Annotated in this window: 21 protein-coding genes; 10 read left to right on the plus strand and 11 right to left on the minus strand. The window is 59.1% G+C overall.

What is annotated here, in order from left to right; all coding sequences use genetic code 11:
• Nucleotides 1-5: 5 nt before the first annotated feature.
• The 3 genes from WX88_RS01145 to WX88_RS01155 all read right to left on the minus strand — a co-directional run bounded on the left by WX88_RS01145 (nt 6) and on the right by WX88_RS01155 (nt 3,976).
• Nucleotides 6-1,400, minus strand: a complete 1,395-nt coding sequence (locus WX88_RS01145; RefSeq protein WP_046242472.1) for a bifunctional UDP-3-O-[3-hydroxymyristoyl] N-acetylglucosamine deacetylase/3-hydroxyacyl-ACP dehydratase — start codon at nt 1,398-1,400, stop codon at nt 6-8.
• 113 nt (nt 1,401-1,513) lie between these two features.
• The gene (lpxD, locus tag WX88_RS01150) at nt 1,514-2,554 is read right to left on the minus strand and encodes a UDP-3-O-(3-hydroxymyristoyl)glucosamine N-acyltransferase (protein WP_046242473.1); all 1,041 of its coding nucleotides are present in this window, start codon (nt 2,552-2,554) and stop codon (nt 1,514-1,516) included.
• A 195-nt stretch (nt 2,555-2,749) separates the two neighbouring features.
• Complete coding sequence (locus WX88_RS01155) at nt 2,750-3,976, minus strand: HD domain-containing protein (protein WP_046242474.1); 1,227 nt, start codon at nt 3,974-3,976, stop codon at nt 2,750-2,752.
• 413 nt (nt 3,977-4,389) lie between these two features.
• On the opposite strand from WX88_RS01155, the gene porX reads away from it, so the two are divergent.
• On the plus strand, nt 4,390-5,958 hold the full coding sequence (gene porX / locus WX88_RS01160; protein ID WP_046242475.1) for a T9SS response regulator signal transducer PorX: 1,569 nt from the start codon (nt 4,390-4,392) through the stop codon (nt 5,956-5,958).
• Between the two features lie 78 nt (nt 5,959-6,036).
• Here the strand turns inward: porX and WX88_RS31710 are convergent, their stop codons facing one another.
• From WX88_RS31710 to WX88_RS01175, 4 genes are all read right to left on the minus strand, one after another.
• Entirely contained in the window at nt 6,037-6,243 is a 207-nt protein-coding gene (locus tag WX88_RS31710; protein ID WP_082115773.1) for a TonB-dependent receptor plug domain-containing protein, read from the minus strand.
• Between the two features lie 254 nt (nt 6,244-6,497).
• Complete coding sequence (locus WX88_RS01165; protein WP_046242476.1) at nt 6,498-7,754, minus strand: pyridoxal phosphate-dependent aminotransferase; 1,257 nt, start codon at nt 7,752-7,754, stop codon at nt 6,498-6,500.
• A 71-nt stretch (nt 7,755-7,825) separates the two neighbouring features.
• Nucleotides 7,826-10,285, minus strand: coding sequence for a TonB-dependent receptor domain-containing protein (locus tag WX88_RS01170; protein WP_046242477.1), 2,460 nt, complete (start codon nt 10,283-10,285; stop codon nt 7,826-7,828).
• A gap of 72 nt (nt 10,286-10,357) precedes the next feature.
• A complete protein-coding gene (locus WX88_RS01175; protein WP_052732228.1) occupies nt 10,358-12,820 on the minus strand; it encodes a TonB-dependent receptor in 2,463 nt (820 codons plus the stop codon).
• 224 nt (nt 12,821-13,044) lie between these two features.
• Here WX88_RS01175 and tsaE point away from each other — a divergent pair, with 224 nt between their 5' ends.
• Both tsaE and WX88_RS01185 read left to right on the plus strand, forming a co-directional pair.
• The gene (gene tsaE / locus WX88_RS01180; protein WP_046242478.1) at nt 13,045-13,482 is read left to right on the plus strand and encodes a tRNA (adenosine(37)-N6)-threonylcarbamoyltransferase complex ATPase subunit type 1 TsaE; all 438 of its coding nucleotides are present in this window, start codon (nt 13,045-13,047) and stop codon (nt 13,480-13,482) included.
• Nucleotides 13,483-13,574: 92 nt separating this feature from the next.
• Nucleotides 13,575-14,801, plus strand: a complete 1,227-nt coding sequence (locus WX88_RS01185; protein WP_046242479.1) for an alanine dehydrogenase — start codon at nt 13,575-13,577, stop codon at nt 14,799-14,801.
• Here WX88_RS01185 and WX88_RS01190 read toward each other — a convergent pair.
• Both WX88_RS01190 and WX88_RS01195 read right to left on the minus strand, forming a co-directional pair.
• Nucleotides 14,798-15,166 carry a hypothetical protein gene (locus tag WX88_RS01190; RefSeq protein ID WP_052732229.1) on the minus strand — a complete coding sequence of 123 codons (369 nt, stop codon included), beginning with the start codon at nt 15,164-15,166 and terminating at the stop codon, nt 14,798-14,800. The two genes, WX88_RS01185 and WX88_RS01190, sit on opposite strands and share 4 nt — an antisense overlap.
• Nucleotide 15,167: 1 nt before the next feature.
• Nucleotides 15,168-15,473: a hypothetical protein gene (locus tag WX88_RS01195; RefSeq protein WP_046242480.1), complete on the minus strand. Its 306-nt coding sequence runs from the start codon at nt 15,471-15,473 to the stop codon at nt 15,168-15,170.
• 210 nt (nt 15,474-15,683) lie between these two features.
• On the opposite strand from WX88_RS01195, the gene WX88_RS01200 reads away from it, so the two are divergent.
• On the plus strand, nt 15,684-16,883 hold the full coding sequence (locus WX88_RS01200; RefSeq protein ID WP_046242481.1) for a DUF4272 domain-containing protein: 1,200 nt from the start codon (nt 15,684-15,686) through the stop codon (nt 16,881-16,883).
• A 9-nt stretch (nt 16,884-16,892) separates the two neighbouring features.
• Here the strand turns inward: WX88_RS01200 and WX88_RS01205 are convergent, their stop codons facing one another.
• Nucleotides 16,893-17,156: a hypothetical protein gene (locus tag WX88_RS01205; RefSeq protein ID WP_046242482.1), complete on the minus strand. Its 264-nt coding sequence runs from the start codon at nt 17,154-17,156 to the stop codon at nt 16,893-16,895.
• A gap of 184 nt (nt 17,157-17,340) precedes the next feature.
• Nucleotides 17,341-18,255: a flavin reductase family protein gene (locus WX88_RS01210; RefSeq protein WP_046242483.1), complete on the minus strand. Its 915-nt coding sequence runs from the start codon at nt 18,253-18,255 to the stop codon at nt 17,341-17,343.
• A 63-nt stretch (nt 18,256-18,318) separates the two neighbouring features.
• On the opposite strand from WX88_RS01210, the gene WX88_RS01215 reads away from it, so the two are divergent.
• From WX88_RS01215 to WX88_RS01240, 6 genes are all read left to right on the plus strand, one after another.
• Nucleotides 18,319-19,269 (plus strand): M28 family peptidase, encoded by a 951-nt coding sequence (locus tag WX88_RS01215; RefSeq protein WP_072052914.1) that lies wholly within the window; start codon nt 18,319-18,321, stop codon nt 19,267-19,269.
• A gap of 94 nt (nt 19,270-19,363) precedes the next feature.
• Nucleotides 19,364-19,786, plus strand: a complete 423-nt coding sequence (locus WX88_RS01220; protein WP_046242484.1) for an IS1/IS1595 family N-terminal zinc-binding domain-containing protein — start codon at nt 19,364-19,366, stop codon at nt 19,784-19,786.
• Between the two features lie 156 nt (nt 19,787-19,942).
• Complete coding sequence (locus tag WX88_RS01225; RefSeq protein WP_052732230.1) at nt 19,943-21,550, plus strand: hypothetical protein; 1,608 nt, start codon at nt 19,943-19,945, stop codon at nt 21,548-21,550.
• Between the two features lie 48 nt (nt 21,551-21,598).
• Nucleotides 21,599-23,107, plus strand: a complete 1,509-nt coding sequence (locus WX88_RS01230) for an MFS transporter (RefSeq protein ID WP_082115775.1) — start codon at nt 21,599-21,601, stop codon at nt 23,105-23,107.
• A gap of 109 nt (nt 23,108-23,216) precedes the next feature.
• Nucleotides 23,217-23,465 carry a hypothetical protein gene (locus WX88_RS01235; protein ID WP_052732231.1) on the plus strand — a complete coding sequence of 83 codons (249 nt, stop codon included), beginning with the start codon at nt 23,217-23,219 and terminating at the stop codon, nt 23,463-23,465.
• A gap of 77 nt (nt 23,466-23,542) precedes the next feature.
• Nucleotides 23,543-26,434, plus strand: coding sequence for a sensor histidine kinase (locus tag WX88_RS01240; RefSeq protein WP_046242485.1), 2,892 nt, complete (start codon nt 23,543-23,545; stop codon nt 26,432-26,434).
• Nucleotides 26,435-26,447 lie beyond the last annotated feature (13 nt).

The raw sequence follows: 26,447 nt of genomic DNA on the forward strand, positions 1-26,447 counted from the left end.
AAAAATTAGGCGTCTTTGCGGACAATAGCGGCGCTCATCTCCGCGTCCATCACCACTTTGCCGTTCACAAAAGCCTGGCCGCGCATCTTAGCAATACCGCGCTTGATGGGTGCTAATAACTGGCAATGGAACAGGATAGTATCCCCTGGGAGCACTTTTTTGCGAAAGCGGCAGTTTTCAATACCCAGAAAATACTGCCAGTAATTCTCGGGGTCGGGCACGGTGTTCATTACCAGGATGCCCCCGGTCTGGGCCATGGCTTCTACTTGCAGCACGCCGGGCATGATGGGGTTGCCGGGAAAGTGGCCCTGGAAAAACGGCTCGTTCATGGTCACGTTCTTAACGGACGTGACCATGTGGTCGTCAAGGTGAATGATTTTGTCAATCAGCAGGAACGGGTAGCGGTGGGGCAGCACCTGCATAATGCGGTTGATGTCCATCACCGGCTCGCGGTTGGTGTCGTACACCGGCACAGGGTTGCTGCGGGCTTCGAGCATCTTCTTCTTGATGCGCTTGGCGAATGCCACGTTGGCCGCGTGGCCCGGGCGGGCCGCCAGAATCTGACCTTTGAGCGGGCGGCCCACCAGGGCGAGGTCGCCCACGAGGTCGAGTAGCTTGTGGCGGGCGGGCTCGTTTTTGTGGCGCAGGTCCACGTTGTTCAGGATGCCTTCTTTCTTCACCGAAACGCGGGGCTTGCCCAGCATTTTGGCAAGCCCATTCAACTCATCATCAGTCACCACGCGGTCGACCACCACAATGGCGTTGCTAAGGTCGCCGCCGCGAATGAGGTTGTTGTTATAGAGCATTTCCAGCTCGTGCAAAAAGCAGAACGTGCGCGACGAGGCAATCTCCTCCCCAAACAGGCCAATGTCCGTCAGGGTGGCGTGCTGCGAGCCCAGCACCGGCGAGTTGTAGTCCACCATCACCGTGAGGCGGTAGTCGGACAGGGGCAGGGCTGCGATTTCCACGCCGCGAGCATTGTCCACGTAGCGAATGCTTTCCGGAATTTCGTAGTAGTTGCGTAGCGCGTTTTGCTCTTGCAGGCCCACGGTTTGCAGGGCCTTGATGAACTCGGCCGACGAGCCGTCCATGATGGGCGGTTCGGGGCCAGAAAGCTGAATCAGGACGTTGTCGAGCTGCATTCCTACCAGGGCCGCCAGGGTGTGCTCCACAGTGTTGACGCGGGCACCATGCTGCTCGATGGTCGTGCCGCGGCTCAGGTCCACCACGTTGTCCACGTCGGCATCCACGATGGGCTGGCCGGGCAAATCCACGCGCTGAAACTTGTAGCCGTGGCCCACCGGCGCGGGGCAAAACGTCATGGTGGCTTCCACGCCCGTGTGCAGTCCGATGCCGCGCACCGTGACGGGTGCCTGAATGGTATGTTGCTTATCGTTCATTCTTTAGCGGTTAGCTAATAGCTGTTAGCTGTTAGCTCGAACTAAGCGAAGCCAGACAGCAGGGTAGAACAGTGTTAGCAGCTATCAGCTAACCGCTCAACCCGGCTGCAAAGCTAGGGCTTTTCCGTTGCGTTTTGCGCCTTCTCCAACTGTCCGACGCGTTGTTCAAGTTCGGGCAGACGGCGAAAAACGATTTGGGCCCGTTGGTTCTGCTTGAAATCGAAGGCCGTGGAGCCCTGCAAAATCTGCCCTTCCTGTTTCACATTCTTGCCCACGCCCGACTGCGCCGTGACGGTGGTTTTGTTGGTAAGCGTGATGTGGCCGGCGATGCCCACCTGCCCCGCCAGCACGCAATGGTCGCCCACTTTCGACGAGCCGGCGATGCCCGTTTGGGCCGCGATGACGGTGTGCTGGCCGATTTCGACGTTGTGGGCGAGCTGTACGAGGTTGTCGATTTTGCTACCCCGGCCCACCCGCGTCGAGCCTAGCGTGGCGCAGTCGACGGTGGCGTTGGCGCCGATGCTCACATAGTCTTCCAGCACCACGTTACCAATTTGTGGGATGGCTTTATAGGAGCCGTCGGGCTGCGGCGCGAAGCCGAAACCATCGGTGCCAACCACCGCCCCGGCCTTGATGACGCAGAACTGCCCGATGACAGTATCGGCATAGATTTTGGCGCCGGCGTGGATGATGCTGCCCGCTCCAATCGTGACCCGGTCGCCGATGTAGGCGTGCGGAAAAATCAGCACGTTCTCGCCCAGCTTGCAGTTTTCGCCGATGTAGGAAAACGCGCCCCGGTAGTGCCCCGCGCCAATTTCGGAGGCTTCGCCGATGTAGGAAGGCTGCTCAACGCCGCGCTTGCCGGTGCGGGTGGCCTGCGCGTAAAATTCAAGAAGCTGACTGAAGGCCGTGTACGGATTCTCAACCCGGATGAGCGTGGGCTTAATAGCGTGCCGCAGCTCCTGGGCGTGCCCCACGATGACGGCGGAAGCACCGGTTTCGTAGAGAAACGACTCGTATTTGTTATTCGAAAGAAAAGTAAGCGAACCGGCCTGGGCCTCCTCAATCTTGGCGAGGCTGGAGATGCGTAGGGTAGCGTCGCCTTCCACGGTACCGCCGAGTACTTCGGCAATTTGCTGAACGGTAAATTCCATAGGGCAAAAGTAGGGCGGAGCCCTTGCTCCGCCTATAGAGGCCCTGCCGAAGTTTGGATGAGCGTTGTTCGGGCGTGGCGGAGCAAAAGCTCCGTCCTACCTAGTTGGCATTTGAAAGGCGTCGTTCGGGCGAGGCGGAGCAAAGGCTCCGCCCTACGTATCCAAGCGTTGTTCGGGTAGGGCGGCGGCTCCGGCCTATACAATCTCCTTTGGATAGCAGATGTAAAATTTCTCTACGCGCTGGCTTAGAGCGCGGATATTGGGAAGGTCGGAGGCTTCCATCACGTTCACCACGTCGCCTTTTTTGGTGAGGATTTCAATGGGCTCGCCGCTGGGATTATAGGCGCTGTTGCTCAGACGGCCAGGAATCATGAGCAGTTCAGCTTCGGCGGGCGGCAGGCCAAACCGCTCCTCAATCAGCTCACGGATGCCAAGGCGGAAGTCCTCATCGAATGGCTCGGGGGCGAGCACGATTTTGAGCAGGTTACGGTGCAGAATGCTCTTAGCCAGGTAGCTGAGCACCTTGTCGGGGTGGCCCGCCCAGGTTTTGATGGCCGACCAGATATCGTAATCATCCAGTTCCACGAAGTGGTTAAGGATTTTGTCGTCGCGCTCGAATTCGGTTAGGTTCACAGCGCGACCCAGGAAGTAGCCCAGGCAGCTGTTGGCGGGTACTTCTACGCCCTGGCGGGCCAGGTCGCGGGCCCGCTGCACCACGCGGATAACCATTTGCTCGGCGCTGGTCACGGTTTTGTGCAGGTATACTTGCCAGTACATCAGGCGGCGGCTCACCAGGAAATTTTCGACCGAGTACACCGCTTTTTCTTCCAGTACCAGCCGCTCGTCGTGCACGCGCAGCATTTTGATGAGGCGGTCGGCGCCGGGGCGGCCTTCTTCCACGCCGGTGTAAAAGGAGTCGCGGTTGAGGTAATCGAGGCGGTCCATGTCAAGCTGACTGCTCACCAGTTGGTGGAAAAAAGGCCGATTGTAGCTTCCCTGAAACATTTCGATGGCCAGATTCAGCCGGCCGTGAAACTCCTTGTTGAGGCGCTGCATGAGAAACAGTGAGAGTTGCTCGTGTGGCACATCCTGAAAGATGGCGGTTTCTAAGGCATGAGAGAGGGGCCCGTGGCCGACGTCGTGCAGCAGAATGGCCGTCAGCGCCGCCTCGCCCTCGGCCGCCGAAATCTTCACGCCCTTGTCCTTCAGCGTGCGCAGGGCCAGCGACATCAGGTGCATAGCGCCCAGCGCGTGGTGGAAGCGCGTATGCAGTGCGCCGGGGTATACGAAACCCGTGAGCCCCAACTGCTGAATGCGCCGTAGCCGCTGAAAATACCGATGCTCGATGAGGTCGAACAGCAACTCCGTCGGGATGGTGACGAAGCCGTACACCGGGTCGTTGAATATTTTCTTTTTGTTCACGTTAGGGTCTTGGCAGGGAGAAAAGGGGAATGAGAGCGTCGTGCTTTGGCTCCGTTCAACAGGCCGTCTCGGAGGGGAGCGGAGCTGTTGGGTGGCTCAGCGCAAATAGTTTGTCACGTGGGAAACTTCACGTTAGCTGATATACTTGAAGGATTAACTCGAAGCTTTTCTGCCAGATGCTGAGCTTCCGAAAATCGAACATAACGAGGCATGGCAGGACTGGAAAGCAACATTTGCGGCCGTAGCCCGTCAATGACTGAGTGCGAAGCTACGGCCGGCTGTCTGGTCGAGTTCCACAATTCACCGGGAGCTTCACCGTTTACCTATGGTTAAGGTCCTACATATCTATTCGGGACGTCTCACGTTTACTCCTAAACCACGACCATAAAGTCCCCAAGACCCCAAGTTCCACTATGCAACAAACCACCATTCTCTGGGCCGACGACGAAATCGACTTGCTCAAGCCCCATTTATTGTTTCTCAAAGAAAAAGGCTACGAGGTAACGCCCGTGAACAGCGGGGCAGATGCTATCGAGCAAATTCAGGAGCAGAGCTACGACCTGGTGTTTCTTGATGAGAACATGCCCGGCCTCACGGGCCTCCAAACCCTGACCGAAATCAAGTCCATTCGCCCCACGGTGCCCGTGGTGATGATTACCAAGAGCGAGGAGGAGCACATCATGGAAGAGGCCATCGGCTCGAAAATCGCCGATTACCTCATCAAGCCGGTCAATCCGAGTCAGATTTTGCTTTCCGTAAAAAAGGTGCTCGACAATAAGCGCCTCGTGAGCGAAAAAACCAATAGTGGCTACCAGCGCGACTTCCGCCAACTCGGCATGCAGCTTTCTGACCGCCTCACGCCCGCCGAGTGGGCCGAAGTGTATAAGAAGCTGGTGTACTGGGAGTTGGAAATCAACGAAACCGAAGGCAAGAGCATGGCCGAGGTGTTCAACATGCAGAAGGACGAAGCCAACACCTACTTCGGCCGCTTCATCACGGAGAGCTACGAAGACTGGGTGAACGGCGACGACAAGGACGCACCGCTGATGTCGCACCAGCTGTTCAAGGAGCGGGTGTTCCCCACGCTGAAGGCCACCGGCGATACGCCCGTGTACTTCGTGCTGATTGACAACCTGCGCTATGACCAGTGGAAAGTGCTCGAACCTATCATCACCGAGCTATTTACTGTGGACAGTGAGGAAATGTACTACGCCATTCTGCCCACTACTACGGCCTACGCGCGCAATGCCATTTTCTCGGGCATGATGCCCAGCGAAATTCAGAAGAAATACCCCAACCTGTGGGTGACTGACGACGACGACGAGGGCAAAAACCTGCACGAAGCGGAGTTTATGGAAATTAATTTCCAGAAGAACAACCAGAAGGTGAAGCATAGCTACAACAAGGTGACCAACCTGCAAGCTGGCAAGGACTTACTGGGTAAGATGAGCAACTTGCACAACAATTTTAAGTGCAACGTCATCGTCTACAACTTCGTGGATATGCTCTCGCACGCCCGCACCGACATGGCCATGATTCGGGAGCTGGCAGCCGACGAATCGGCCTACCGCAGCATCACCCGCTCGTGGTTCCTGCACTCGCCGCTCTACGAGATGCTGCAAACTATTGCCGATAAAAAAGGCAAGCTCATCATCACCACCGACCACGGCACCATCCGCTGCAAGCGCCCATATAAAATTGTGGGTGACCGTAATACGAACACTAACCTACGCTACAAGCACGGCAAAAACCTAGGTTTCGACGACTCGCGCGACGTGTACGTGGTGCGCAAGCCGGAAAGCATTTTCCTGCCCCGCGAGAACGTGAGCACGGCGTATGTGTTCACCATTGGCGACTACTTCTTCGCCTACCCGAACAACTACAACTACTACGTGAACTACTACAAAGACACGTTCCAGCACGGCGGCATTTCGTTGGAGGAATGTATTATTCCCTATGTGACGCTGACGGCGAAAGGGTGATTACAAATAATATAGAAGCCAATCAAGCAAAAGGGCCACCTCAATTGAGGTGGCCCTTTTGCTTGAATTAAAGGATAGTCACTTCTTTGTGGTGATTATTATCGCTCCGCTTGCTGCTCTGGCACCATACAAAGCGGAGGCCTCAATATCTTTTAATACTTCCATTTTATCGATGTCATTTGGGCTTAACATTTTAACTTTTTCGTCTTCAGTCGGCTGCCCGTCGACTACGAAGAGAGGCTGTGTGCTGGGTTTTGTTGGTGAGCCGCAATAGAGGCGAACAATTGTACCCTTGGTCTTAGCTGAATCAGCAGGAGCCTGAGAAGTACCGACTGCGCGGTTGGAAGGCGTTGGTACTGGTCCGGCAGATTAAGCAAAAGCATGGCTGCTAAGGTGAAAAAAGTGGATATGCGGGTCATGGCGTGTGGGGAAGGTAACGTAGTGTAAGAAGGAGCGACCTACCTTTCTACATCAGACTTCAGATGCGTTCTGCAAGCACATTGCATACGCCATAACCAGTTATTTAGCTCCCCTAATCATTATTTCAGCTTATCCAGCGCGGCCCGTAGTCGGGGCAGTGCCGCTTGAATCGATTCGGCCGTTTCGGCACCTACCGAGGCGCGGAACCACGGCTCCGACGCGGCTGAGCCGAAGGCGCTGAAGGGCACCAGCGCCAGCTTGGCCTCGGAAATGAGATAGGAGGTGAGCTCGGCGGTGGTGGCCAGCACGGTGCCATCGGGGGCGGTACGGCCCAGTACGTCGATTTTGGCGGTGAGGTAGATGGCTCCGGCGGGCGCCACGGCATCCACGGGGTAGCCCTGAGTCTGAAGCTCTTTCAAGCCCGCGAAAAGAGCTTCTAGTGAATGCTGCAATCGGCTTTTCATGCCGCTCAAGAACTCGTCGACGGCGGCGGTTTCGGGCACGAAATGCGCCGTGGCTACCTGCTCGGCCTTGGGAGCCCAGGCGCCGACGTGGCCCAAGATGGATTTCATCTTCTCGATGATAACCGTGGGGCCAAAGCTGTAGCCCACGCGCACGCCAGTAGCCGCAAAACATTTGGAAATGCCGTCGATGTAGATGACGTAATCGCGCATTTCAGGGCGCAGATTTACGGGGTCGTAATGCTGGGTGTCGCCGAAGGTCAACAACCAGTAAATCTGGTCGTAGAGCACGTAGAGGGGCTTTTCATCGGGACCACGGCGCTGGTTTTCGGCAATTACCGCATCGCAGATTTCCTCAAGGCCAGCTTTAGTAAATACGGTGCCGGTCGGGTTCAGGGGCGAGCACAGGGCCAGCAGGGTGGCACCCGCGAGGTGCGGCGCCAGGTCGGCCGCCGTGGGCATGAAGTTGTTTTCGGGGCTGGTCTGGACCGCCACGGGCGTGGCGCCGGTGAGGTGGCAGTAGTGGTTGTTGTTCCAGCTGGGCAGTGGGAAAATTACCTGGTCGCCGGGGTCCACAAGGGCGCGGTAGGTGGCGTAGATGAGCGGACGCGAGCCCCCGGCAATCAGCAAATCATTCGGCCCGTATTCCAGCCCCTGACGCGTTTTGAGGAAGTCGGACACGGCCTGCCGCAACTCACCCATACCCGCCGCGGGCGGGTAGTTGGTCAGGCCCGATTGGTAGGCCTGGGTGATGCCGGCATTCAGCCCGGCCGGAATGGGAAAAATTTTCGGGTCGAAGTCCCCGATAGTCAGATTGCAGATATTAGCGCCCTGGCGGACCTGCTCGCTTACCTGGTTGCCAATTCGAATGATTTCGGAGCCGCTCAGGCCGGCCGCCATCTTAGATACTTGCATGGAGAGAAACGGAGAATGAAATGCCATAACGGCCCACGAAGGTATTTCAACGGCGCCAAATGCGCTCACTCCTAGCCAGCCCGCCGCTTCTCGTCTTCGGCCCCGCCGGCGCGGCGGCGGGTGGGAGCCAGCTTCTGGTTACCGAACCGATAGGTGAAAGCCAGCGTGACCACCCGGGAGTCGAAGCGCTGATAAAACCGCTCCTGGTAGTTGTCGTAGGTCGATGTAGCCCGCGTCTTCTGGGTGTAAAAGATGTCGGCCACGTTCAGCTTCAAATTACCTTTTTTATCCCAGAGGCTTTTCGAAATACCCGCCGTAACCTGGCCTTGCGGGCGCAGGTCGAAGAAGCCGTAAATCTGGCGCGACTGGTAAGTGCCGGTCAGGTCGGCGCCCCATCCGTGGCCCAGTGTGAAAGTGCTGTTGGTGGTGAGATTGAAGGCAGGCCGGCCTTTGTCGAGGGCTGTGCCAGCCAGGTTGCCGATGTAGCGTGCATAGTACACCACCACGTTGTTGTTCATGCTCCACCACTTAAAAGGCTCAGCCGGCGCGCTGAGGGTGAGCGTGTAGGCGTCCTGTCGGTCGAGGTTGATATCGCGCGCCACCACGAAGTTGCCGCCCCCGGGCGCCGGCTGCACCGCGTTGATAATGGGGTTGCTGGTGATAGACCAGGCAAGCTCGGTGGTGAATTTTTGCTTGAAGGTGTGGCTCAGCTCCAGGTTGTAACTGGTTTGGGGCAGCAGACTAGGGTTGCCCGAGCCGTAAGTGGTGGCGTCGATGTAGACACGGAAAGGATTAAGTTGGTTGTAGGTAGGCCGGTCGATGCGGCGGCTCAGCGACAAGCTCAGCTCGTGCCGGTCGTTGAGGGTGCGTTTGAGGGCGGCGCTGGGAAATAGTTGCACGTAGTGGCGCGGCGGAAACGGCTCGTCGCCCACTTCCTGGCGGCCGGTGGCGTTGGTTTGCTCGGCGCGCAGGCCGGCCGTGAGCGTAGCCTTAGCCGTGGTGTGGGTAAGGGTGAAGTAGCCGGCATTTACGTTCTCGTTGTAGCGGAAGCGGTTCGATTGATTCCGGTCGATGGTGGTCACGTTGTCCTGCGTGTTAGTAAACAGGACGTCGTTGTCGGAAGTAACCAGGCTAGTTTTCAGGCCCGCTTCCAGCTTCAGCAGCTTCGTCAGCGGCTGGACGTAGTCGGCTTTGAAAGACTGAATGGTGAGCGTGCCGCTTTGGTCGCCATTCAGGGCAATGGGCGACTGCACCGGCAGGGAGTAGGCGGTGGTCAGGGTTTGCAGGCGCGAGCTGGTATAGCGGGCGTAATCGGCGTCCATGGTCAGCTCGCGCTGGCCCAGCGAATCGACGAACTGGTGCTTGAAGTTGAGGTTGGCCGCCACGTTGGGAGCACGCACCGTGCGCAGATTCACAGCGCTGTAGCGGCGCGTGGGCGTGTCATTGGCATCGCCCTGCACAGCCGCATTGGTGCCCTCCTGGGGCGAGCGCACCGCTTGGCCATTCACTGCCACGCCAATGCTGCTTTTTTCCGAAAGACTGTAGTCCAGCCCCGCCTTGTAGGTGTGCACGAACTGCCGCACCCGAATAAAGTTCTCCTGGTCGCTGCGGCCCACCACACGACCAGCCTCCAAAAAGTCGCGGTGAATAGTCAGCGCATTGAAGCCATCGCGGTCGGCGTAGCCGTAGGTGCCGAACACATTGGTTTTGCCGCGGCGGTTGTTAAGGGTCAGGCTGGTGTTGTATTTGTTGTATTGGCCGCGGCCGTAGCTGGCGCTCAGGTTGCCGTTGGTGCCCTGGCGCTGGTCTTTCTTGAGATTGATGGAGATGATGCCGGCGCTGCCCTGGGCGTCGTATTTAGCTGGTGGGTTGGTTATCAGTTCGATGTTTTTGAGCTGGTCGGCGGGCAGGTTGCGGAGGTAGTCGGCCAGTTCGGTGCCGGTCATGGCTACACGTTTGCCGTCGATGAGCACCAGCACGCCCTGACGGCCTTTCAGGTTGAGGGCATCACCGGCGCCCACGGTCACGCCCGGCGAGCGGGTGAGTACGTCGAGCGTGGTCGCCCCGGCCGAGAGCGGGCTGTTTTCCACATTCACAATGGTACGGTCGGCTTGCCGCTCAAAAAGCGGCTTACGAGCCGTCACTGTTACCTCCTTCAACGCCGTGGCGGCGCTGGCCTGCAGGGCAATAGCCGGTAGCGCCAAGCCGGCTGCCGGCAACTCAAATGGCGTGCTCCAGTACCGTTCAAATCCAACCTGTGCTGCCGAAACCCGGTACTGAGCGCCGCTGGGAGCCTCCAGCTGGAAATGTCCTTGCCCGTCGCTGAATTCGGTTTTAACCACCGTCGAATCAGCTGCTCGGTGCAGGGTAATGGTAGCAAACTCAACCGCCGCGCCGGTTGCCGTGGCTACCGTGCCAGTGAGCGCCGCCCGGGTTTGGGCGGAGGCAGAGCTGGCCGCAATCAGCCAAAGAGTAAATACACCGACGAGAAAAGAGCCTGATTGGCGATGCAGAATAGAGGTGTGTAACATGAATCAGAAGAGCTTAATTTGCTCCAATGACTATTCCAATTTGCCTCGGTTGCACTAAAACAGCTGCATTGCTTATTGGCCGGCAGCCCGGCGTATTTCCTCGTCGGCGCCAGCGGCGCGTTTGCGGGCCGCCGCCACTTTACTATTGCCGAAACGGTACGTGAAGGCCGCCGTGACTACCCGCGTATCCTGCCGCCGGTAGAAGGTTTCCGTAAAGTTGTCGTAGGTAGAAGTCGAGCGGACGGGGGTTGTGTAGAAGATGTCAGCTACATTCACTCGCACCGTGCCTTGTTTACTTAATACACTCTTTTGAATGCCCGCCGTTACCTGGCCCCGCTGGCTAATGGATTCAAAGGCATACTTTTCTCGGGACTCATACAGTCCATTCAGCTCCGCCGACCAGCCGCGAGGCAGCGTAAAGCTATTGTTGGCCGTAAGGTTACAAGCGCTCTGTCCCCGGTCGAGGTTCGTGCTGGCCAGGTAGCCCTTGAAGCGGTTGTAGTAAAATATGCCGTTGGCATACAGCGTCCACCACTTGGTCAGCTCTAGCGGGGCGGTGAGGGTCAGGGTATAGTAATACTGCGTCGTCAGGTTCACGTCGCGACTCACGACCATGCGGCCGCCGTCGGGGGCAGGTTGCACCACGCTCACAATGGGCTGGTCGGTTTGGGAGAAGGCCAGCGCCGTACTGAATTTTTGGCGGTAAGTGTGCGTCAGCTCAAAATTATAGCTGGTTTGAGCCACCAGGTCAGGGTTGCCCGACCGGTACGATGTAGCATCCAGGTAAGCGCGTAGCGGGTTCACCTGGCCGTAGCTGGGCCGGTCGATGCGACGAGCCATGGACAAAGCCAGTTCGTGCCGCTCGCTGAGCGTGTGCTGCACCGTAGCACTAGGGAAGAGCTGCACGTAACGCCGCTTGCGTAAAACGTCGTTCGATTCATCGGCTTTGGTGTTGGTCTGCTCGGCCCGCAGGCCAGCTTGCAGCGTAGTTTTGGCCGTGGCACCACGCAGATTAACATAGGCCGCGTTCACGTTCTCGTCGTACCGAAAGAGGTTGGATATCGTCGGGTCCAGCACGGGACCGTCGCCGGTACTCCGGTAAAAAGCCACGGCATTGTTCGATACTACGCGGGTCACTTTCGCCCCAGCTTCTAGGCGGGCCCGGTGGGGCAGGGGCTGGCTGAAATCCACTTTCAAGGCCTGAATGGTGAGCTTACTGGATTGGTCGCCCGTGAGCAAGGCGCTCGGCCGGTCAGGTTCCTGAAAGAAGGTGTTCAGAGCCAGTAGGCGCGTGGTATTGTAACGGGCGTAGTCGGCATCGAAACTTACTGCCGCAGCCGTGGCCGAATCGGCAAAGACGTGGCGCAGGTTGAGGTTGGCGGCTCCGCTGGGCCGGTCGATGTCCTGCGCGGCGGTGGAAGTGTAGCGGTCAGTAGGCTCGCCTACGGCCCCAAATAGCTGTGTTTTGTTGTCGGTGCTGTTATCCGTCTGGCTGGCCAGCCCGGTCACCGACACGCCGAGCAGGCTGCGTTTCGAGAGTGTAAAATCGGCTCCGAGCTTCCCGTTGTGCGAACGTAGCTGCGAAAGCTGCTCATTATCAATGACACTGCTGGCGGCAGGGTGGAGCGGCGCAGCCAAATACCGCCGGCTAAAATCGAGCCGCACAAAGCCCCGACGGTCAGTATTGGCATAGTTGCCGTAAAGGTTGAGATTCTTGCGGCGGTGGTTCAGTGTGAGGCCCGCCGCGAATTTGCCATACTCGCCGCGGCCGTAGCTAGCGTTGGCGCTGCCGTTGGTGCCCAGGCGCTGGTCTTTCTTGAGGTTAATGGCAATAACGCCCGCGCCCCCTTGGGCATCGTACTGGGCCGGCGGGTTGGTTATCAGCTCGATGCTCTGTAATTGTTCAGCAGGTAGGGCGCGCAGATAATCGGCCAGCTCGTTGCCGGTGAGGGGCGTGCGCCGGCCATCAATTACAACTAGCAGGCCCTGGCGGCCGCGGAGGCTCAGGTTTTCACCGGCATCTAGGGTCACGCCCGGCGAGCGGCCCAGCACGTCTAGTGCCGTGGCGCCGGCCGAGAGTGGACTGTCGGCCACGTTCACAATGGTGCGGTCGACTTGGTGCTCAAACAGCGGCTTGCGGGCCGTCACGGTCACTTCCTTCAGCGTGGTGGTGGCGCTGGCCGCTAGTTGGATGGTGGGCAGTGCAAGGCCCGCTGCTGGCAACTCAAAGGCCGGGCTCCAGTATCGCTGAAATCCTACCTGAGTGGCTGAAATAAGGTAGCGTCCGCTTTGAGCTTCGAGGCGAAAACTTCCTTGTCCATCGCTAAACTCGGTTTTCACTACCACTGAATCGGCAGCCCGGTGTAGCGTCAGGGTAGCAAATTCTATGGCGCCCCCCGTAGCATTGGTTATGGTGCCACTTACAGCGGTACGCTCTTGTGCGAAACTGCTTAATGGGCTGATCAGTAGCAGACTGATTAGCCATATAAACAAAAATGACCTAAGGCCTGGCCGAACCAGAGTAGAGTTGGGCATGAGGTAGAGATTGGGTAGAAATCTTAAAGAGGCAAATTTCCGGCTGACCAGAAGGCCAGTCACCGGGCTAAGGCGGCACTAAAAAAGGTTGACATGTACTTTAAAATACACCTTCTTTCAACTGAACTAGTTAAGCAGTTTGCTAAGGTGTAAAGGTGAGCCAGCGGTCCCAATAATCCAAGGGAACCTAACTGTTTTTGACCTATATCTGATAATTTTGCCAGATGCTTCCCCTCACCATCACCGTGACCACTCTGGCCGAATTGCCCGCTGCCGCCGTCCAGTTACAGGGTGTCATTGCCGAGTCTGGGTGCTCTGTGGTCGCGTTTGAAGGAGAGATGGGGGCGGGCAAAACGACACTTATCCGGGCGCTAGCTGATGCCTTGGGCGTGGTTGATGATGTGAGCAGTCCCACCTTTGCCCTGGTCAACGAGTACCGTGACGACCACAACCAGCCTGTGTATCATTTTGATTTCTATCGTATTGATTCTGTCGAGGAAGCTCAACGGATGGGGGCCGCCGAGTATCTCGATTCAGGTTATCTTTGTTTGGTGGAGTGGCCCGCTTGCGTGGCTGCGTTATTGCCCGAGCCCCGGCTTGGAGTGCGCTTAAATGTGTTGGGTACTGAAACCCGGCAAATCGAATTAAGAATTATAAATTAAGAATTAAAGATTTATAATCAACTGCTCGGGAAACAGGGTAATGTGCTCTGTGTCTTGGCTTATAGCTTATAATTTTTAGTTCCTTTCCTTCTATGGCCGAACAGCTTCCCTCTGGTTTTGAGTCTCTGGCTACGAGCCGCGCCTATTTCACCCAGGAATCGATGCTGGCCGTGGAAACGCGTAAGCGCAAGCTCTTCATCGGCCTGCCGCGCGAGACTTCGCTTCAGGAAAACCGCATTGGCCTCACGCCCGAGGCAGTGCAGCACCTCGTGAGCGCGGGCCACGATGTGGTAATCGAAGCCGGTGCCGGCGAACCGAGCAAGTACGCTGACCACGCCTACTCTGAAGCCGGTGCCCAAATTGTCTACTCCACCGAGGAAGTATATAAGGCCGACGTGCTGCTGAAAGTGGCCCCACCCACGCTTGATGAAATCGACCTATTACACCCCAACCAAACGCTGATTTCGGCCCTGCAAATGGGGTCTATGACCCAGGAGTACATCGCAGCCCTGGCCCGTAAGAAAATCAACGCCATTGGCTTCGAGCTGATGAAAGACCCCAGCGGTGCCCGCCCCGTGGTACGCGCCATGAGCGAAATAGCCGGCTCCACCGTGATGCTGATTGCCGCTGAATACCTGGCCCGCTCCAACGAGGGCAAAGGCATTATCCTCGGTGGTATCACGGGGGTGCCGCCGTCCCAGGTGGTTATTCTGGGCGCAGGCACGGTGGCCGAGTACGCGGCCCGCGCCGCCACCGGCCTGGGCGCCGAGGTGAAGGTGTTCGACAACCACCTCTACAAGCTGCGCCGCCTCAAACACAACCTGGGCATGCAGCTCTATACCAGTACCCTGGATACGTTTGCCCTGAGCCAGCAAATCCGGCGGGCCGATGTGGTCATCGGAGCGCTGGCCGTGGAAGATGGCCGCATCCCCTTCATGGTGCCCGAGGAAATGGTGGCCAGCATGGCGCCCGGCTCCATCATCATCGACGTGAGCATCGACCAAGGCGGCTGCTTCGAAACCAGCGAGATGACCAGCCACAGCAGCCCCGTCTTCCGCAAATACGACGTGATTCACTACTGCGTGCCTAACATCGCTTCGCGCGTGCCGCGCACCGCCACCAACGCACTGAGCAACATCTTCACGCCCATCCTCCAGGAAATCAGCCAGCACGGCGGCATCAACGAAGTGCTGTTCACCAACGAGCATTTCCGCAGCGGCGTGTACATCTACCGCGGCTCCCTGACCAATGCTATGATTGCGAAGAAATTCAACCTGCGGTATAAGGAATTGGGACTGCTGATTGCGGTGCGGAATTAGGTGGGCCGGTTGAGCCAACGCCGGAACGCTAGAGTGCCCAGTGCATAGGCTACTACGTCGAGCGGGTCGGCTACGGCTTGGGCCGAAAAATGCGGTAACAGGACTTCAAACCAAACCGATACGAATAGCCACGCGGCTAGCAGCCAAGAGTCGGGGAACACGAAGGAGGGCGAATGATTGCCCAGCCGCCGTTGGGCGGTGAGGGCCAAGCTGAGTAGCACGGGCAGCGCCGCTAAATCGGCCAGGTACGAAGTGAGCACAAGCGGGAGCGGCACGTGCAACACCCAGCGGCTGAGCTGATAAGCTCCGTAGAGCAGCACCGCCCCCACAAACAGCGGCTGCCGAAATTCGGGCCACCGCCGCATCTCAGGCCGCTACGGCTGTTACCAGCCAGACCAAAAAGGCCATGATGGTCGCAAACAGCAGCTGCCCGCCTCGGACGATGGTTTTGAAAAAGCGCACTACCGAGCCGTCCTCGGGCTTTATTTCTATCAGGAAAATGGTGGGCATTTTCTGGTTCTCCAACTCCTCACGCGCTACCGCATTTTGCTGGGCACGAGGGTCGAGCAGCTCGCCGCAGTGTTCGCAGCGGTCGTCGGGATTTTGTTGCCAGGATGACCATTGCTGGCAGTGAGGGCACTTCTTGGTGGATAGCAAGGGAGGAGTAGCCATACCATAAAGTACGCGCAAACCCGCCGAAAGTGGGTTGTGCCAGCCCGATTAGTTTATTGCTGCGAACCGGTCGCGGCCGGTGCAACAAAATCGTTTTAAGGCAATATGCAGAGCTATTTAACAGAGTGCAGACAAAAGATTATAGCTATTGACCGGTGGCCAACGCAGCTCGGCCGTAAGTTTGTCCTACATTTAAATTGTGTCCACCAAATGGAAATCCTAACCCTGTACAGTCATTACATCGATTTATCCTGGCTGCCTGAACTCGTAGAGCAGCATTTTCCCGGCAGTCTCCTCACCAAAACCCACGGTGAGGATGGTCAGCAACACCAAGCGGTGGTACTACCCGGCCAGGAAGCGGCCCTGATGCTGCAAAGCCGCCAGCGCCGCCAACCTGGCTTTGAGTTGCAGCGTGCCGAAGACGGACTGACAAAAAATCTGTTGGGTATGAGAAACTTCGTGGCGCGGCTGCCTGCGGAAAACCCGGACCTGCAAAGCCGGTTATTAGCTAAAATAGAGACTCTCAATCTGGAGTTCAGCGTCAGCTCTGAAGCTGAATTTGCGCCCGGAATTGCGGCGTTTGTGGCGGGGCTGGCCGATAAGTTGGATGCCATTATTTTTTCGGCGCCAAACTCACTGTATCCGCAGTTGCAAACGCAAGGCTTTCTGAATGCTCAGGGCCAGCTCCTGCTCGATATGGAGGGCAGGAGCGAGGCCACGGAATTAATAGTGAATATAGACTCGCAGTATTTTGAGCCTGCGGCAGTAGCTCCTGACCAAGAAGCCCGCAAGCAGCGTTCGGAAGCTACGCTGCGGGCGCGTGAAATACCGGTGCTGCCCACACTGCCTGTTGTGGTGGGGGAGGCCGCGGCGGTTATCCGCCCGATTGATGAAGTAGTAAATCGGGCCCTGGCTTTGTGCTACATCGGCCTGAAAAGTGAGGATACCGATGCGGCAACCCTGAACAAAGTAGCCCGGCAATACAACATATTCGACAAGCTCTCGCGTGAAGAAAAGGCCTACGCCGACGACCCCACCCCCACGCAGGAGCAAGCCATTGCCGCCAACTGGCGCTACGAGAGCCTGCATGTGCTGCTCTGGGCGTTGGGCTTCGTGGAGGAGCTAACGTTTCCAGACCAAACCTGCGACGTAGCTACCGATGTAGGCCAGATTGCCGGGCGCAGCGAGTTCGAGTTTCGAGTCCAGGCCCGCCTGCGGCCTACGAGCGAAATCCTGGATGTCCTCGACCTGTTGTATCGCTGTTCCTGGGCCTGCGTCAACAACCGTGTGAAGGGAGTCGCCCCGCCGAAGAGCCTCGACGGCAGTGTGGTGTATGAGTGGCATTATGCCTTAAACTGGCTAACCAATTACCAAGGCCAGGCCTGGGACGAAGTACGAACGGACACTTGATTTGGGGCGCTACGCCGGTTCCATTTCCATGGCCACTACTTCTTGTTGGGAGGTTTCAGGAAGAAGTTCGGCCTGAGAATAGCTTGGCTCCGCTGGTGCATCTTCGGCCGGGTGGTGTAGCGCGGGCTGACCCATTATTGGAGGTATAGCTGATTGCGCGGCGGCCTGTGCCTGCCAACGGGCCACATCCTGGGCGGTGTACTTGGTCCAGACACCCTCCCGAAAGCCGGCCAGAAACAGTGCCAGCAGCGCGAATAAGATACCAAACATCATAGCATGCGCAATAAAAAGGACTCCCGCTGAATAGCGGCCGGGGCTTGTACTTCTGGCAGTTCAAAAAGTTGCTGCTCGTTGGCCGCACTTCGACGGCTCTGGTACTTTACCTGTCGAACAGAGGCTTTTATTAGATAATCTAATATCCGGCGCGCCATTGGTTTGCTTGAATGACTCCGGGCTGCTACCCCACCAGCAGGGCTTTCCAGGCCTCTACCAGCCGGCCTTCCGCCAGCAACTGCCGGCCCAGCAGCAATAATTGCTTCTTCAGTTCCGAGATATCGTCGTGGTACTTGTTGAGGATGTAGGCCACCATCGGCTCCGTTTTGAAGGCCTCAATTTCGGCCGGCGTGGGCAGCGCATTCTGCTCGATATTGGCCAGACGGCCCAGCTCGTTGCCGGTCAGTACGTCGCTATTGCGCATGAAGTCGGGTAGTTGGTCGATGCCGATGCCGATGTGACGGTTGGGCTTGGGTACTTCGAAGAGGCTGGTACCGTTGGCGCGGCAGTACCAGTCGCCGCCGAGGCGGGCCACGGCGTCGAGCTTGAACGGGTCGATGCCGGTGGCGTTGGGCAGGAGAATGTCGTAGCGAAAGTGGGCGCGTACCACCCGGCAAATGACGAGGTTGCCGGCGCCGTTGTTTTGGCCCAGCTCAATTACCTGCTCCACTATGCACTCGAAGGCCGCCGGGGCTTCGGCCACGCGGGGGGGGCGCACCTGCTCCGAAGCCAGCTCTGTCAGGCCGGCCTTGGTGAATTCATTGATACCCTTTTCGTACTCGGTGCTGGCCAGCGACATTTGCTCGACCATGGCGAAATCGCAGATGTTGATGACGACTTCGGGCACCTCGCGGATATTTTGCAGCGTGTGTTTCTGAGAGTTGTCGCGGACGCGGTTGGCGGGCGAAAACACGAGAATGGGCGGGTTGGAGCTGAATGCGTTGAAGAAGCTATAAGGGCTGAGGTTGACGCCGCCCTCGGCATCAATGGTGCTAGCGAAGGCTACCGGGCGCGGGGCAACGGCCCCCACCATGAAGGGGTGCCATTCGCTGGGCTTGAGGTCGGCGGGGGTGAGGGAGTGGAAAGTGGGGAGAGGCATGGCGGAAATAGAAAGCGTCGCTACACGGCGGGTGAACCGCCAAAGCTAAGTAGCTTTAGCCGCATGAAAGCAGCTTTAGCATCCTCCCTGTGCCTGTGCCTGAGTCTGGCGGGCTGGGGCGGCGCGCCGCGGGCCGTGGCCCAGGCCTTGCCGCCAGCCGATACCATCCGGCTGCGCCAGCACCTGCGGTTTCTCACCACTACGCCACAGCCGCGCAACTACCAGCAGCCGGCCGTGCTCGACTCGGTGGCGGGCTACATAGTCCGGGAGCTGCGGGCCGCCGGTGCCAGCGCAGTTGGGACGCAGCCTTATGCCGTGCGCGGGCAAACGTACCGTAACGTGCTAGGGTCGTTTGGGCCGAAGGAAGGTCCCCGGCTCATCATTGGGGCGCACTACGACGTGTGCGGCGACCAGCCCGGCGCCGACGACAACGGCACCGGCGTAGCGGCCCTGCTGGAGCTGGCCCGGCTGCTGGGCCAGCAGTCCGCCTTGCCCTACCGCATCGATTTGGTGGCTTACACGCTGGAAGAACCGCCGTTTTTCCGGACTTCCAACATGGGCAGCTACGTGCACGCCGCCTCTCTAAAAGCAGCGGGCGTGCCGGTGCGCGGCATGATAGCGCTCGAAATGCTGGGCTACTACGATGACCGGCGCGGCAGCCAGCATTATCCGATTTGGCCGCTCAAGTTCATCTACGGCAGCCGGGGGAACTACGTGACCGTGGCCCAGAAATTCGGCAACGGCCGCTTCGGGCGGCAGTTTGCGCGGCGCTACCGGCAGGTGGCCACATTGCCCGTGAAACGGTTTAAGGCGCCGGCCTGGTTGCCGGGCATCGATTTCTCGGACCACCTCAACTATTGGAAATTCGGCTATCCGGCGGTGCTGCTGACCGACACCGCCTTTTACCGCAACCGGAGCTATCACCAAGCCACCGACACGCTGGCCCGACTTGACCTGCTACGCTTGAGCTTGGCGGTGGATGCCCTGCTAGCGGCGTTGCAGGGTGGGGAGTAAGCACTCACTAATGAATGATTAATTATTTGCTAAACTGTTATATGTTTGCTCAGTAGCTATAGGTTTTGTTGGTTTAAGCTCAGCATTTCGTATCATGACCAGTCCTGCTTGCCCCAAATGCGAATCGAAAGAGGCCACTAAAAGTGGGGTTGTGAACAACCGGCAGCGGTTTCGGTGCAAAACCTGCGGCTACCACTACACAGTGGCCAAAATGGGGCGCGAGGTAGATAGTTACTACGTTATTAAGGCCTTACAGCTTTACATCGAGGGCGTCAGCTATCGGGAGATTGAGCGGCTGCTGGGCGTGAGCCACGTGAGCGTGATGAACTGGGTGAAGAAATACGGGGTGAAGGCGCCCCGACAAACGGATTACCATCCGACGTATAAGATATTTAATCAAAGTGAATTAGCGGCTTTTTTTCAGATTCCCGGCAATCTGAAGGGTGCGGGAATGGTGGTGACGGAACTGGGGGATAAGTTTATGGTGATACGCTGGGAGCGGTTTCGGGCTGGCTAGTGAGCCGGGAGCTATGGCAATTAGCAAAACGACCGCAGGGGAGTAGCTAATGGAAGGGGAAGGCTGCTACTTAGCCGCTGCTAAGGCTGGCCCGGTGCGCGCCGGGTCAAGTGGTGCTGCTTCAACCTCATCCATTCACCCATTCTTTTCTTGCTTATGCGAATTCCTCGCTACGCTTTAGCCCTGAGCGGCTTGATGTTGGCTGGTGCCGGTGCGTCCTATGGCCAGGTGACCCCCACGCCTCCGCCCATCACTACGCCGTTGCCCGCCGGAAACAATCCGGCCCCCTCGGGCCAGCAAACGCCCTCGCCTCCTGTGGCCCCGGCCGCGGGCAGCGCCGCCGCGCCCACGCCCACCGAATCGGTGCCCTACGGGGCGGGCATGAAGGTGAACCTTTCGCCCGACGGCTCCAAGTACCTGCGCTTCTATACGTGGCACCAAATCTGGACCCGCTACACCGAGAACAACAGCAACACCGAGCGGGCCCCCGGCAAGCTGCAGAGTGACCAAATCGACTTTGCCATCCGGCGCTCGCGTCTCATCGTGCTGTCGCAGTTGAACCCCAGATTTCTGATTTACACACACATCGGCATCAACAACCAGACGGCAGTGAGCGGCGGGGTGGCCCCGGCCACGGATGCCAAGAAGCCGCAGCTGTTCATTCACGAAGCCGTGGTGGAGTACAAAATCAACAAGTACCTGAGCCTGGGGGCGGGCATGCACTACCAAAACGGCCTCTCGCGCCTGACGCGGGCCAGCACGCTCAACTTCCTGACGATGGACGCGCCGCTGACGAACTGGCCCACCATCGAGGCCATCGACCAGTTTGCCCGGGGCATTGGGGCCTACGCCAAGGGGCGGGTGAGCCGGCTCGACTACGCGTTTAGTGTGAATGAGTCGCTGCTTACCAACCAGACGGGGGCCTTTAGCACGGTGCTGGGATTGGGCGCGACCAATGCCGCCACCGGCACTAATACGGGCCGCAACGTGGCCGAATACAACCCGCAGGGCACCAGCCACATCTATCAGGGCTATTTATCCTGGGAGTTCCTGGAATTGGAATCCAACTTCATTCCGTTCAACGTGGGTTCGTATTTGGGCACGAAACGCGTATTTAACCTGGGTGGCGGCTTCTTCTACAACGCGGACGGCATGGTGTCGCGCTCCAGCAGCAGCGTCATCTCCGGCACCGGTATTGCGGAGCTGACGGCGGCGGGCCTTACTTCGTACAACCGGTTTCCCACCGAGAAGCACGACATCGGCCTGTGGTCGCTCGATGCCTTTTTCGACACGCCCATCAACAAGGAAACGGGCACGGCCTTCACCGCCTACGCCGTGTACTACAACTTCGACATGGGCCCCAACCACGTGCGCTTCATCGGGGCATCGAACCCCGGCTACGGCACCAACGCCCGCCGGGGCAACGCCGTGCCGCATTCCGGCACGGGCCAGGTGGGCTTTGTGGAGGCGGGCTACCTGCTGCCCAAAAACCTGCTGGGCCCCAAAATGCGGGTGCAGCCCTACGCCTCTTACTTGCTGGCGGGCTACGAAGGCCTGCGCACCGCCGATAATGAGCAGAAGAACGTGAACATCGCCGACGTAGGCGCCAACTTCTACCTTGACGGGCACAACGCCAAGTTTACCATCAACTACCGCCACCGGCCCGACTTCTCGCTGCCGACCGGCACACCCAGCACCGTGACGGCTCCCACCGACGTGCGGTACCGCCCCGAAATCACGCTGCAAACCCAGATTTTTCTGTAAGCGCGGTCCCGCTCATTTTTCTAACGCAACCCCATTTTCGCTTCAATCATGGAACAAAGCATTGCTCCCACCGGGTACGGCACCTCGGTGGACACGCCGACTGCCCACGACAATAACAACACGCCGACCAGCAAAATCTGGCAGGTAATCACCGCCTCCTCGGTGGGCACGGTCATCGAGTGGTACGACTTCTATATTTTCGGTTCGCTCACGCCGATTATCTCCACGCTGTTTTTTCCTAAAACCAACCCCGTGGCCGCCTTGCTGAGCACGCTGGCGCTGTTTGCGACGGGCTTTGTGGTGCGGCCGTTTGGAGCCATCGTCTTCGGCCGCCTCGGCGACATGGTGGGGCGCAAGTACACGTTTCTGCTTACGCTGCTGCTGATGGGCGGCTCCACGTTTGCCATTGGCCTGGTGCCGACGTACGCCAGCATCGGGCTGGCAGCGCCCTTTATCCTGCTCATACTGCGCCTGGTGCAGGGCCTGGCGCTGGGCGGCGAATACGGTGGCGCCACCACCTACGTGGCCGAGCACTCGCCCGACAAGCAGCGCGGCTACTATACCAGCTTTATTCAGACCACCGCCACTGTGGGCTTGTTCGTGAGCATCGCCGTGATTGTCGGCACCCGCAAAATCGTGGGCGAGGACGTGTTCAAGGAGTGGGGCTGGCGCATTCCGTTTCTCATCTCCTTTTTCCTGGTGATTGCGTCCTACTACATCCGGCGCAAGCTGCACGAGTCGCCGCTGTTTGCCCAGGCCAAGGCCAAGGGCACTACCAGCACCAACCCACTCCGCGACTCATTTGTGAAGCCCGAAAACCGCCGCCTGGTGATACTGGCCCTGTTGGGAGCCACTATGGGTCAGGGCGTGGTGTGGTACACGGGGCAGTTCTACGCGTATTTCTTCTTGCAAACCGTGCTGAAAGTTGACCTCGTACCGGCCTCCACCATCCTGTGTATTGCCTTGCTGCTGGCCACGCCATTCTTCATCTACTTCGGAGCATTGTCCGACCGCATCGGACGTAAGCGCATCATCATGATGGGCCTGTTGTGCGGCGCACTGTTCACCATTCCGATTTTCTACGGCATGAAGCAGTTCGCGGGGCCGCTCACTGAAAAAACGTCCGCCATCCCCGCAACCGTCGACGCCGCTGGCAAGGCCGTGGATGCCGTGCCGGCCGTGATGGTGGCCGCCGAGCCCAATCTGGTGGCCCTGACGGTGCTGGTGTTCTGCCTCGTCTTGTTCGTGACCATGGCCTACGGCCCGATTGCTGCCTATCTGGTTGAGCTGTTTCCTACCAAGGTGCGCTACACTTCGCTCTCGCTGCCTTACCACATCGGCAATGGTATTTTCGGGGGGCTCGTGCCACTGATTTCTACCTCGCTCGTAGCCTACGCCTCTTCCCAGCCGGATGGCTTCCTCAAGGAGCACAGCATCTACTTTGGCTTGGTCTATCCGGTGGTCATCGCGGCCATTTGCTTCCTCTACGGGTCGGCCAAAATGAAGGACATCCGCAACGTGAAGCTGATGGATGAGCAGCCCGCGGCGGGCGCTTAACTGCTTCGCGCATCGCTCACGAGTTCACAAAAAAGCCGCTGGTCCATAGGGCTGGCGGCTTTTCGATTAAATTGGAAGGCCAACCCAACCCTTGGGGCACTCCCACTTCATGCCCACCATGCCTGATTTCCCGCCACCACCCTCGCCGCATCCCGAGCGGGCCGCACCGCGCCTCGACCAGCGCCTGCTGTTCCTGGCTGGATTGTTTGCGGTATTGCTCAATTTTCCCCTGCTAGCCGTGTTCGACCACGACGGCCGGGTGGGCGGAGTGCCCGTCCTCTATTTATACGTGTTGTTGCTCTGGATTTTGCTGGTAGGCCTAACCGCGTACCTGGTGCGAAAAACCAAGGAGGAATGAGGAATTAAAAAACGAATTCCCTCTACCCGCATCCCCAATTACTCCTTTCCTTCTTCCCATTTCCCCTCTCCCAAAAAATGTCCAAGCTGCTTGTCATCGGCTTTTCGTTCGGCTACCTGGCCCTGCTTTTCGGCGTGGCCTATGCGGCGGAGCGGCGCTCGGCAGCGAGCAAAAGCCTGGTGAGCAACCCCTACGTGTACGCCCTGAGCATGGCCGTGTACTGCACTGCCTGGACGTACTACGGCAGCGTGGGCCGCGCCGCGAGCCACGGGCTGGAGTTCGTGGGCATTTACGTGGGGCCCACTTTGCTCGCGCCCGTTTGGTGGCTGGTGCTGCGCAAAATCATTCGGGTGTGCCGGCAGCAGCGGCTCACGTCCATTGCCGACTTTATTTCGGCCCGCTACGGCAAAAGTGCGTCGTTGGGGGCGCTGGTTACGGTGGTGTGCGTGCTGGGCGTGGTGCCCTACATCGCGCTTCAGGTCAAGGCCATTGCCGCCTCATTCGTGACCATGACCGGCGGCGAGAGTGGGGTGGGGGGCACGGCGGCCACCACGGCCCTCTACACCGCAGCCGCGCTGGCGGTATTCACCATCCTGTTCGGCGTGCGCTCGGTAGAGGCCACCGAGCGGCACGAGGGCATTGTGCTGGCCGTGGCCGTGGAAAGCCTGCTGAAGCTGGTGGCCTTTCTGGTGCTGGGCATATTCGTCACGTTTGGCCTGTTCGACGGCTTTGCGGATGTATTTGACCAGGCGGCGGCGGTGCCGGCATTGCGACAGCTGTTTACCCTGCGCGGCAGCGGCACGAGCGGGGCCCAGTGGTTCACGCTGCTGGTGCTGAGCATGTCGGCCATTCTGCTGCTGCCCCGGCAGTTCCAGGTATCGGTGGTGGAAAACGTCGACGAAAACCACCTGCGCAAGGCCATGTGGCTGTTTCCGCTCTACCTCATCATTATCAACCTGTTTGTGCTGCCCGTGGCTTTCGGGGGCACGCTGCGCTTGGGTGGGCTCGACCTCGACGCCGACACCTACGTACTGGCGCTGCCCCTGGCGGCCGGGCACGCGGGACTGGCGCTGTTCACCTACCTGGGCGGGGTGTCGGCGGCCAGCAGCATGATTATCGTCGAAACCATTGCCCTGAGCGTGATGATGAGCAACCATCTGCTCATGCCGCTGCTGGTGCGGGTGCCCGCCACCCAGCCTGCTCTGCAAACCCGTTGGTTTGCCTACCTGGGGCGGGTGGCCCTGCAAAGCCGTCGCCTGGCGGTGGTGGTAGTGCTGCTGCTGGCCTACGCCTACTACGCGGCCGTGGGCAAGCAGCTCCCGCTCGTCAATACCGGTCTGGTGTCGTTTGCGGCGGTGGCGCAGTTCGTGCCGGTCGTGCTGGGCGGGCTCTACTGGAAGGGCGGCACCCGGCGCGGGGCCACGGTGGGCCTGCTGGCGGGCTTCGGCCTCTGGTTTTTTACGCTGGTGCTGCCCACGCTGGTAGGGCCGGGGCGGCTGCCCGAGTCCGTGCTGACTGATGGCGTGGGTGGCGTGGCCTGGCTGCGGCCCTTCGCGCTGTTTGGCCTCGAAGGGCTCGATAACCTCTCGCACGGCTTGTTCTGGAGCTGGTTTTTCAACATCGGCCTCTACGTCGGCGTGTCGCTGGCCGTGCCACCCACGGCGCTGGAGCTGCGCCAAGCCGACGTTTTCGTGGATGTTTTTGCCCGCCGCAGTCTGGCCGAGGAAGTCACTGGCTGGCAGGGCCGCACTCCTTTCCCCGACGTGCGGGCCCTGCTCATCGGCTTTCTCGGGAAAAAACGCACCAACCAAGCCCTGCGCACCTTCGCCACCCGCTTCCCCGACGCCATCCCACCAGAAAGCGACCTGACGCCACTACTCCCTACTTCACCCGCTCACCACTCCACCGCCGCCGACCCGCGCCTGCTCACCTACGCCGAAAAGCTGCTGGCCGGCAGCCTGGGCCCGGCCTCGGCCCGCATGCTGATAGCCTCGGTGGCCGGGGCCGAGCAAATCAGCTACGACAATGTGGTGGGCATTCTGCGCGAAAGCCAGCAGCTGCTCGAAGCCAACCGCCAGCTGCAAAAGCAAAGCCGCCAGCTCCAGCGCCTCACCGATGAGCTGCGCGCCGCCTACGACCAGCTCCAGGCCCTCGACCAGCGCAAGGACGAATTTCTCTACACCGTGACGCACGAGCTGCGCACGCCGCTCACCAGCATCCGGGCGCTGGCCGAAATTCTGGCCGACAACCCCGAGCTGGAGGAAGCCGAGCGCCAGCGCTTCCAGCTCACCATCGCCCGCGAAGCCGAGCGCCTCACCCGTCTCATTTCCCTGGTGCTGGATTTGGAGAAGTTCGAGTCGGGCCAGGCCACCCTGGAGTGCGCGTCCATCGCCGTGCCCGAGCTGCTGGCCGAAGCCGTGGATGCCGTGGGCCAGCTCCTGCGCGACAAGCAAATCACCCTCGACCTGACCGCGCCGCCCAGCCTGCCCGCCCTCTCCGGCGACCGCGACCGCCTGATGCAGGTCCTCGTCAACCTACTCTCGAATGCCATCAAAGCCTGCCGGGCCGATGGCTCGGGCCGCATCCATCTGCAAGTGGCCGGGCCCCCGCCGGCCCTGCCCGCAACGCACCCGCCCGTGCTCACCCTCGTCGTGGCCGACAACGGCAAGGGTATCCCCATTGCCGAGCAGGAGCACATCTTCGAGAAATTTTTTCAGGCCCGCCACCAAACCACCCGCAAGCCCGAAGGCACCGGCCTGGGCCTGGCCATCACCAAAAAAATAGTCGAGCTGCACCACGGCCGCCTTTGGGTAGCGAGCCAACCCGAGCAAGGCGCCACGTTCTTTGTGGAGCTGCCAGTGGAAGAACCAACCGCTCCAACCGAAGCACATGAACCCATCAAAGTAGCCAAAACTGAGTCCCCAGTCCGTCATGCAGAGCGCAGCGAAGCATCTCGCGTGCCGCAGTAACTCAATGGAGCAA

Origin of the sequence: Hymenobacter terrenus, assembly GCF_000972495.1 — a bacterium.
Taxonomy (GTDB): Bacteria; Bacteroidota; Bacteroidia; order Cytophagales; family Hymenobacteraceae; genus Hymenobacter; species Hymenobacter terrenus.

Excerpts from the sequence above, each read along its gene's own strand:
- WX88_RS01200 (WP_046242481.1), top strand. The coding sequence starts at position 15,684 with ATGGAAATCCTAACCCTGTACAGTCATTACATCGATTTATCCTGGCTG.
- WX88_RS01225 (WP_052732230.1), top strand. The coding sequence starts at position 19,943 with ATGCGAATTCCTCGCTACGCTTTAGCCCTGAGCGGCTTGATGTTGGCT.
- WX88_RS01195 (WP_046242480.1), bottom strand. The coding sequence starts at position 15,473 with ATGGCTACTCCTCCCTTGCTATCCACCAAGAAGTGCCCTCACTGCCAG.
- WX88_RS01240 (WP_046242485.1), top strand. The coding sequence starts at position 23,543 with ATGTCCAAGCTGCTTGTCATCGGCTTTTCGTTCGGCTACCTGGCCCTG.
- lpxD (WP_046242473.1), bottom strand. The coding sequence starts at position 2,554 with ATGGAATTTACCGTTCAGCAAATTGCCGAAGTACTCGGCGGTACCGTG.
- WX88_RS01170 (WP_046242477.1), bottom strand. The coding sequence starts at position 10,285 with ATGTTACACACCTCTATTCTGCATCGCCAATCAGGCTCTTTTCTCGTC.
- WX88_RS01185 (WP_046242479.1), top strand. The coding sequence starts at position 13,575 with ATGGCCGAACAGCTTCCCTCTGGTTTTGAGTCTCTGGCTACGAGCCGC.
- WX88_RS01145 (WP_046242472.1), bottom strand. The coding sequence starts at position 1,400 with ATGAACGATAAGCAACATACCATTCAGGCACCCGTCACGGTGCGCGGC.
- WX88_RS01190 (WP_052732229.1), bottom strand. The coding sequence starts at position 15,166 with ATGCGGCGGTGGCCCGAATTTCGGCAGCCGCTGTTTGTGGGGGCGGTG.
- WX88_RS01235 (WP_052732231.1), top strand. The coding sequence starts at position 23,217 with ATGCCCACCATGCCTGATTTCCCGCCACCACCCTCGCCGCATCCCGAG.
- WX88_RS01220 (WP_046242484.1), top strand. The coding sequence starts at position 19,364 with ATGACCAGTCCTGCTTGCCCCAAATGCGAATCGAAAGAGGCCACTAAA.
- WX88_RS01215 (WP_072052914.1), top strand. The coding sequence starts at position 18,319 with ATGAAAGCAGCTTTAGCATCCTCCCTGTGCCTGTGCCTGAGTCTGGCG.
- WX88_RS01230 (WP_082115775.1), top strand. The coding sequence starts at position 21,599 with ATGGAACAAAGCATTGCTCCCACCGGGTACGGCACCTCGGTGGACACG.
- tsaE (WP_046242478.1), top strand. The coding sequence starts at position 13,045 with ATGCTTCCCCTCACCATCACCGTGACCACTCTGGCCGAATTGCCCGCT.
- WX88_RS01175 (WP_052732228.1), bottom strand. The coding sequence starts at position 12,820 with ATGCCCAACTCTACTCTGGTTCGGCCAGGCCTTAGGTCATTTTTGTTT.
- WX88_RS01205 (WP_046242482.1), bottom strand. The coding sequence starts at position 17,156 with ATGATGTTTGGTATCTTATTCGCGCTGCTGGCACTGTTTCTGGCCGGC.
- porX (WP_046242475.1), top strand. The coding sequence starts at position 4,390 with ATGCAACAAACCACCATTCTCTGGGCCGACGACGAAATCGACTTGCTC.
- WX88_RS01165 (WP_046242476.1), bottom strand. The coding sequence starts at position 7,754 with ATGCAAGTATCTAAGATGGCGGCCGGCCTGAGCGGCTCCGAAATCATT.
- WX88_RS01210 (WP_046242483.1), bottom strand. The coding sequence starts at position 18,255 with ATGCCTCTCCCCACTTTCCACTCCCTCACCCCCGCCGACCTCAAGCCC.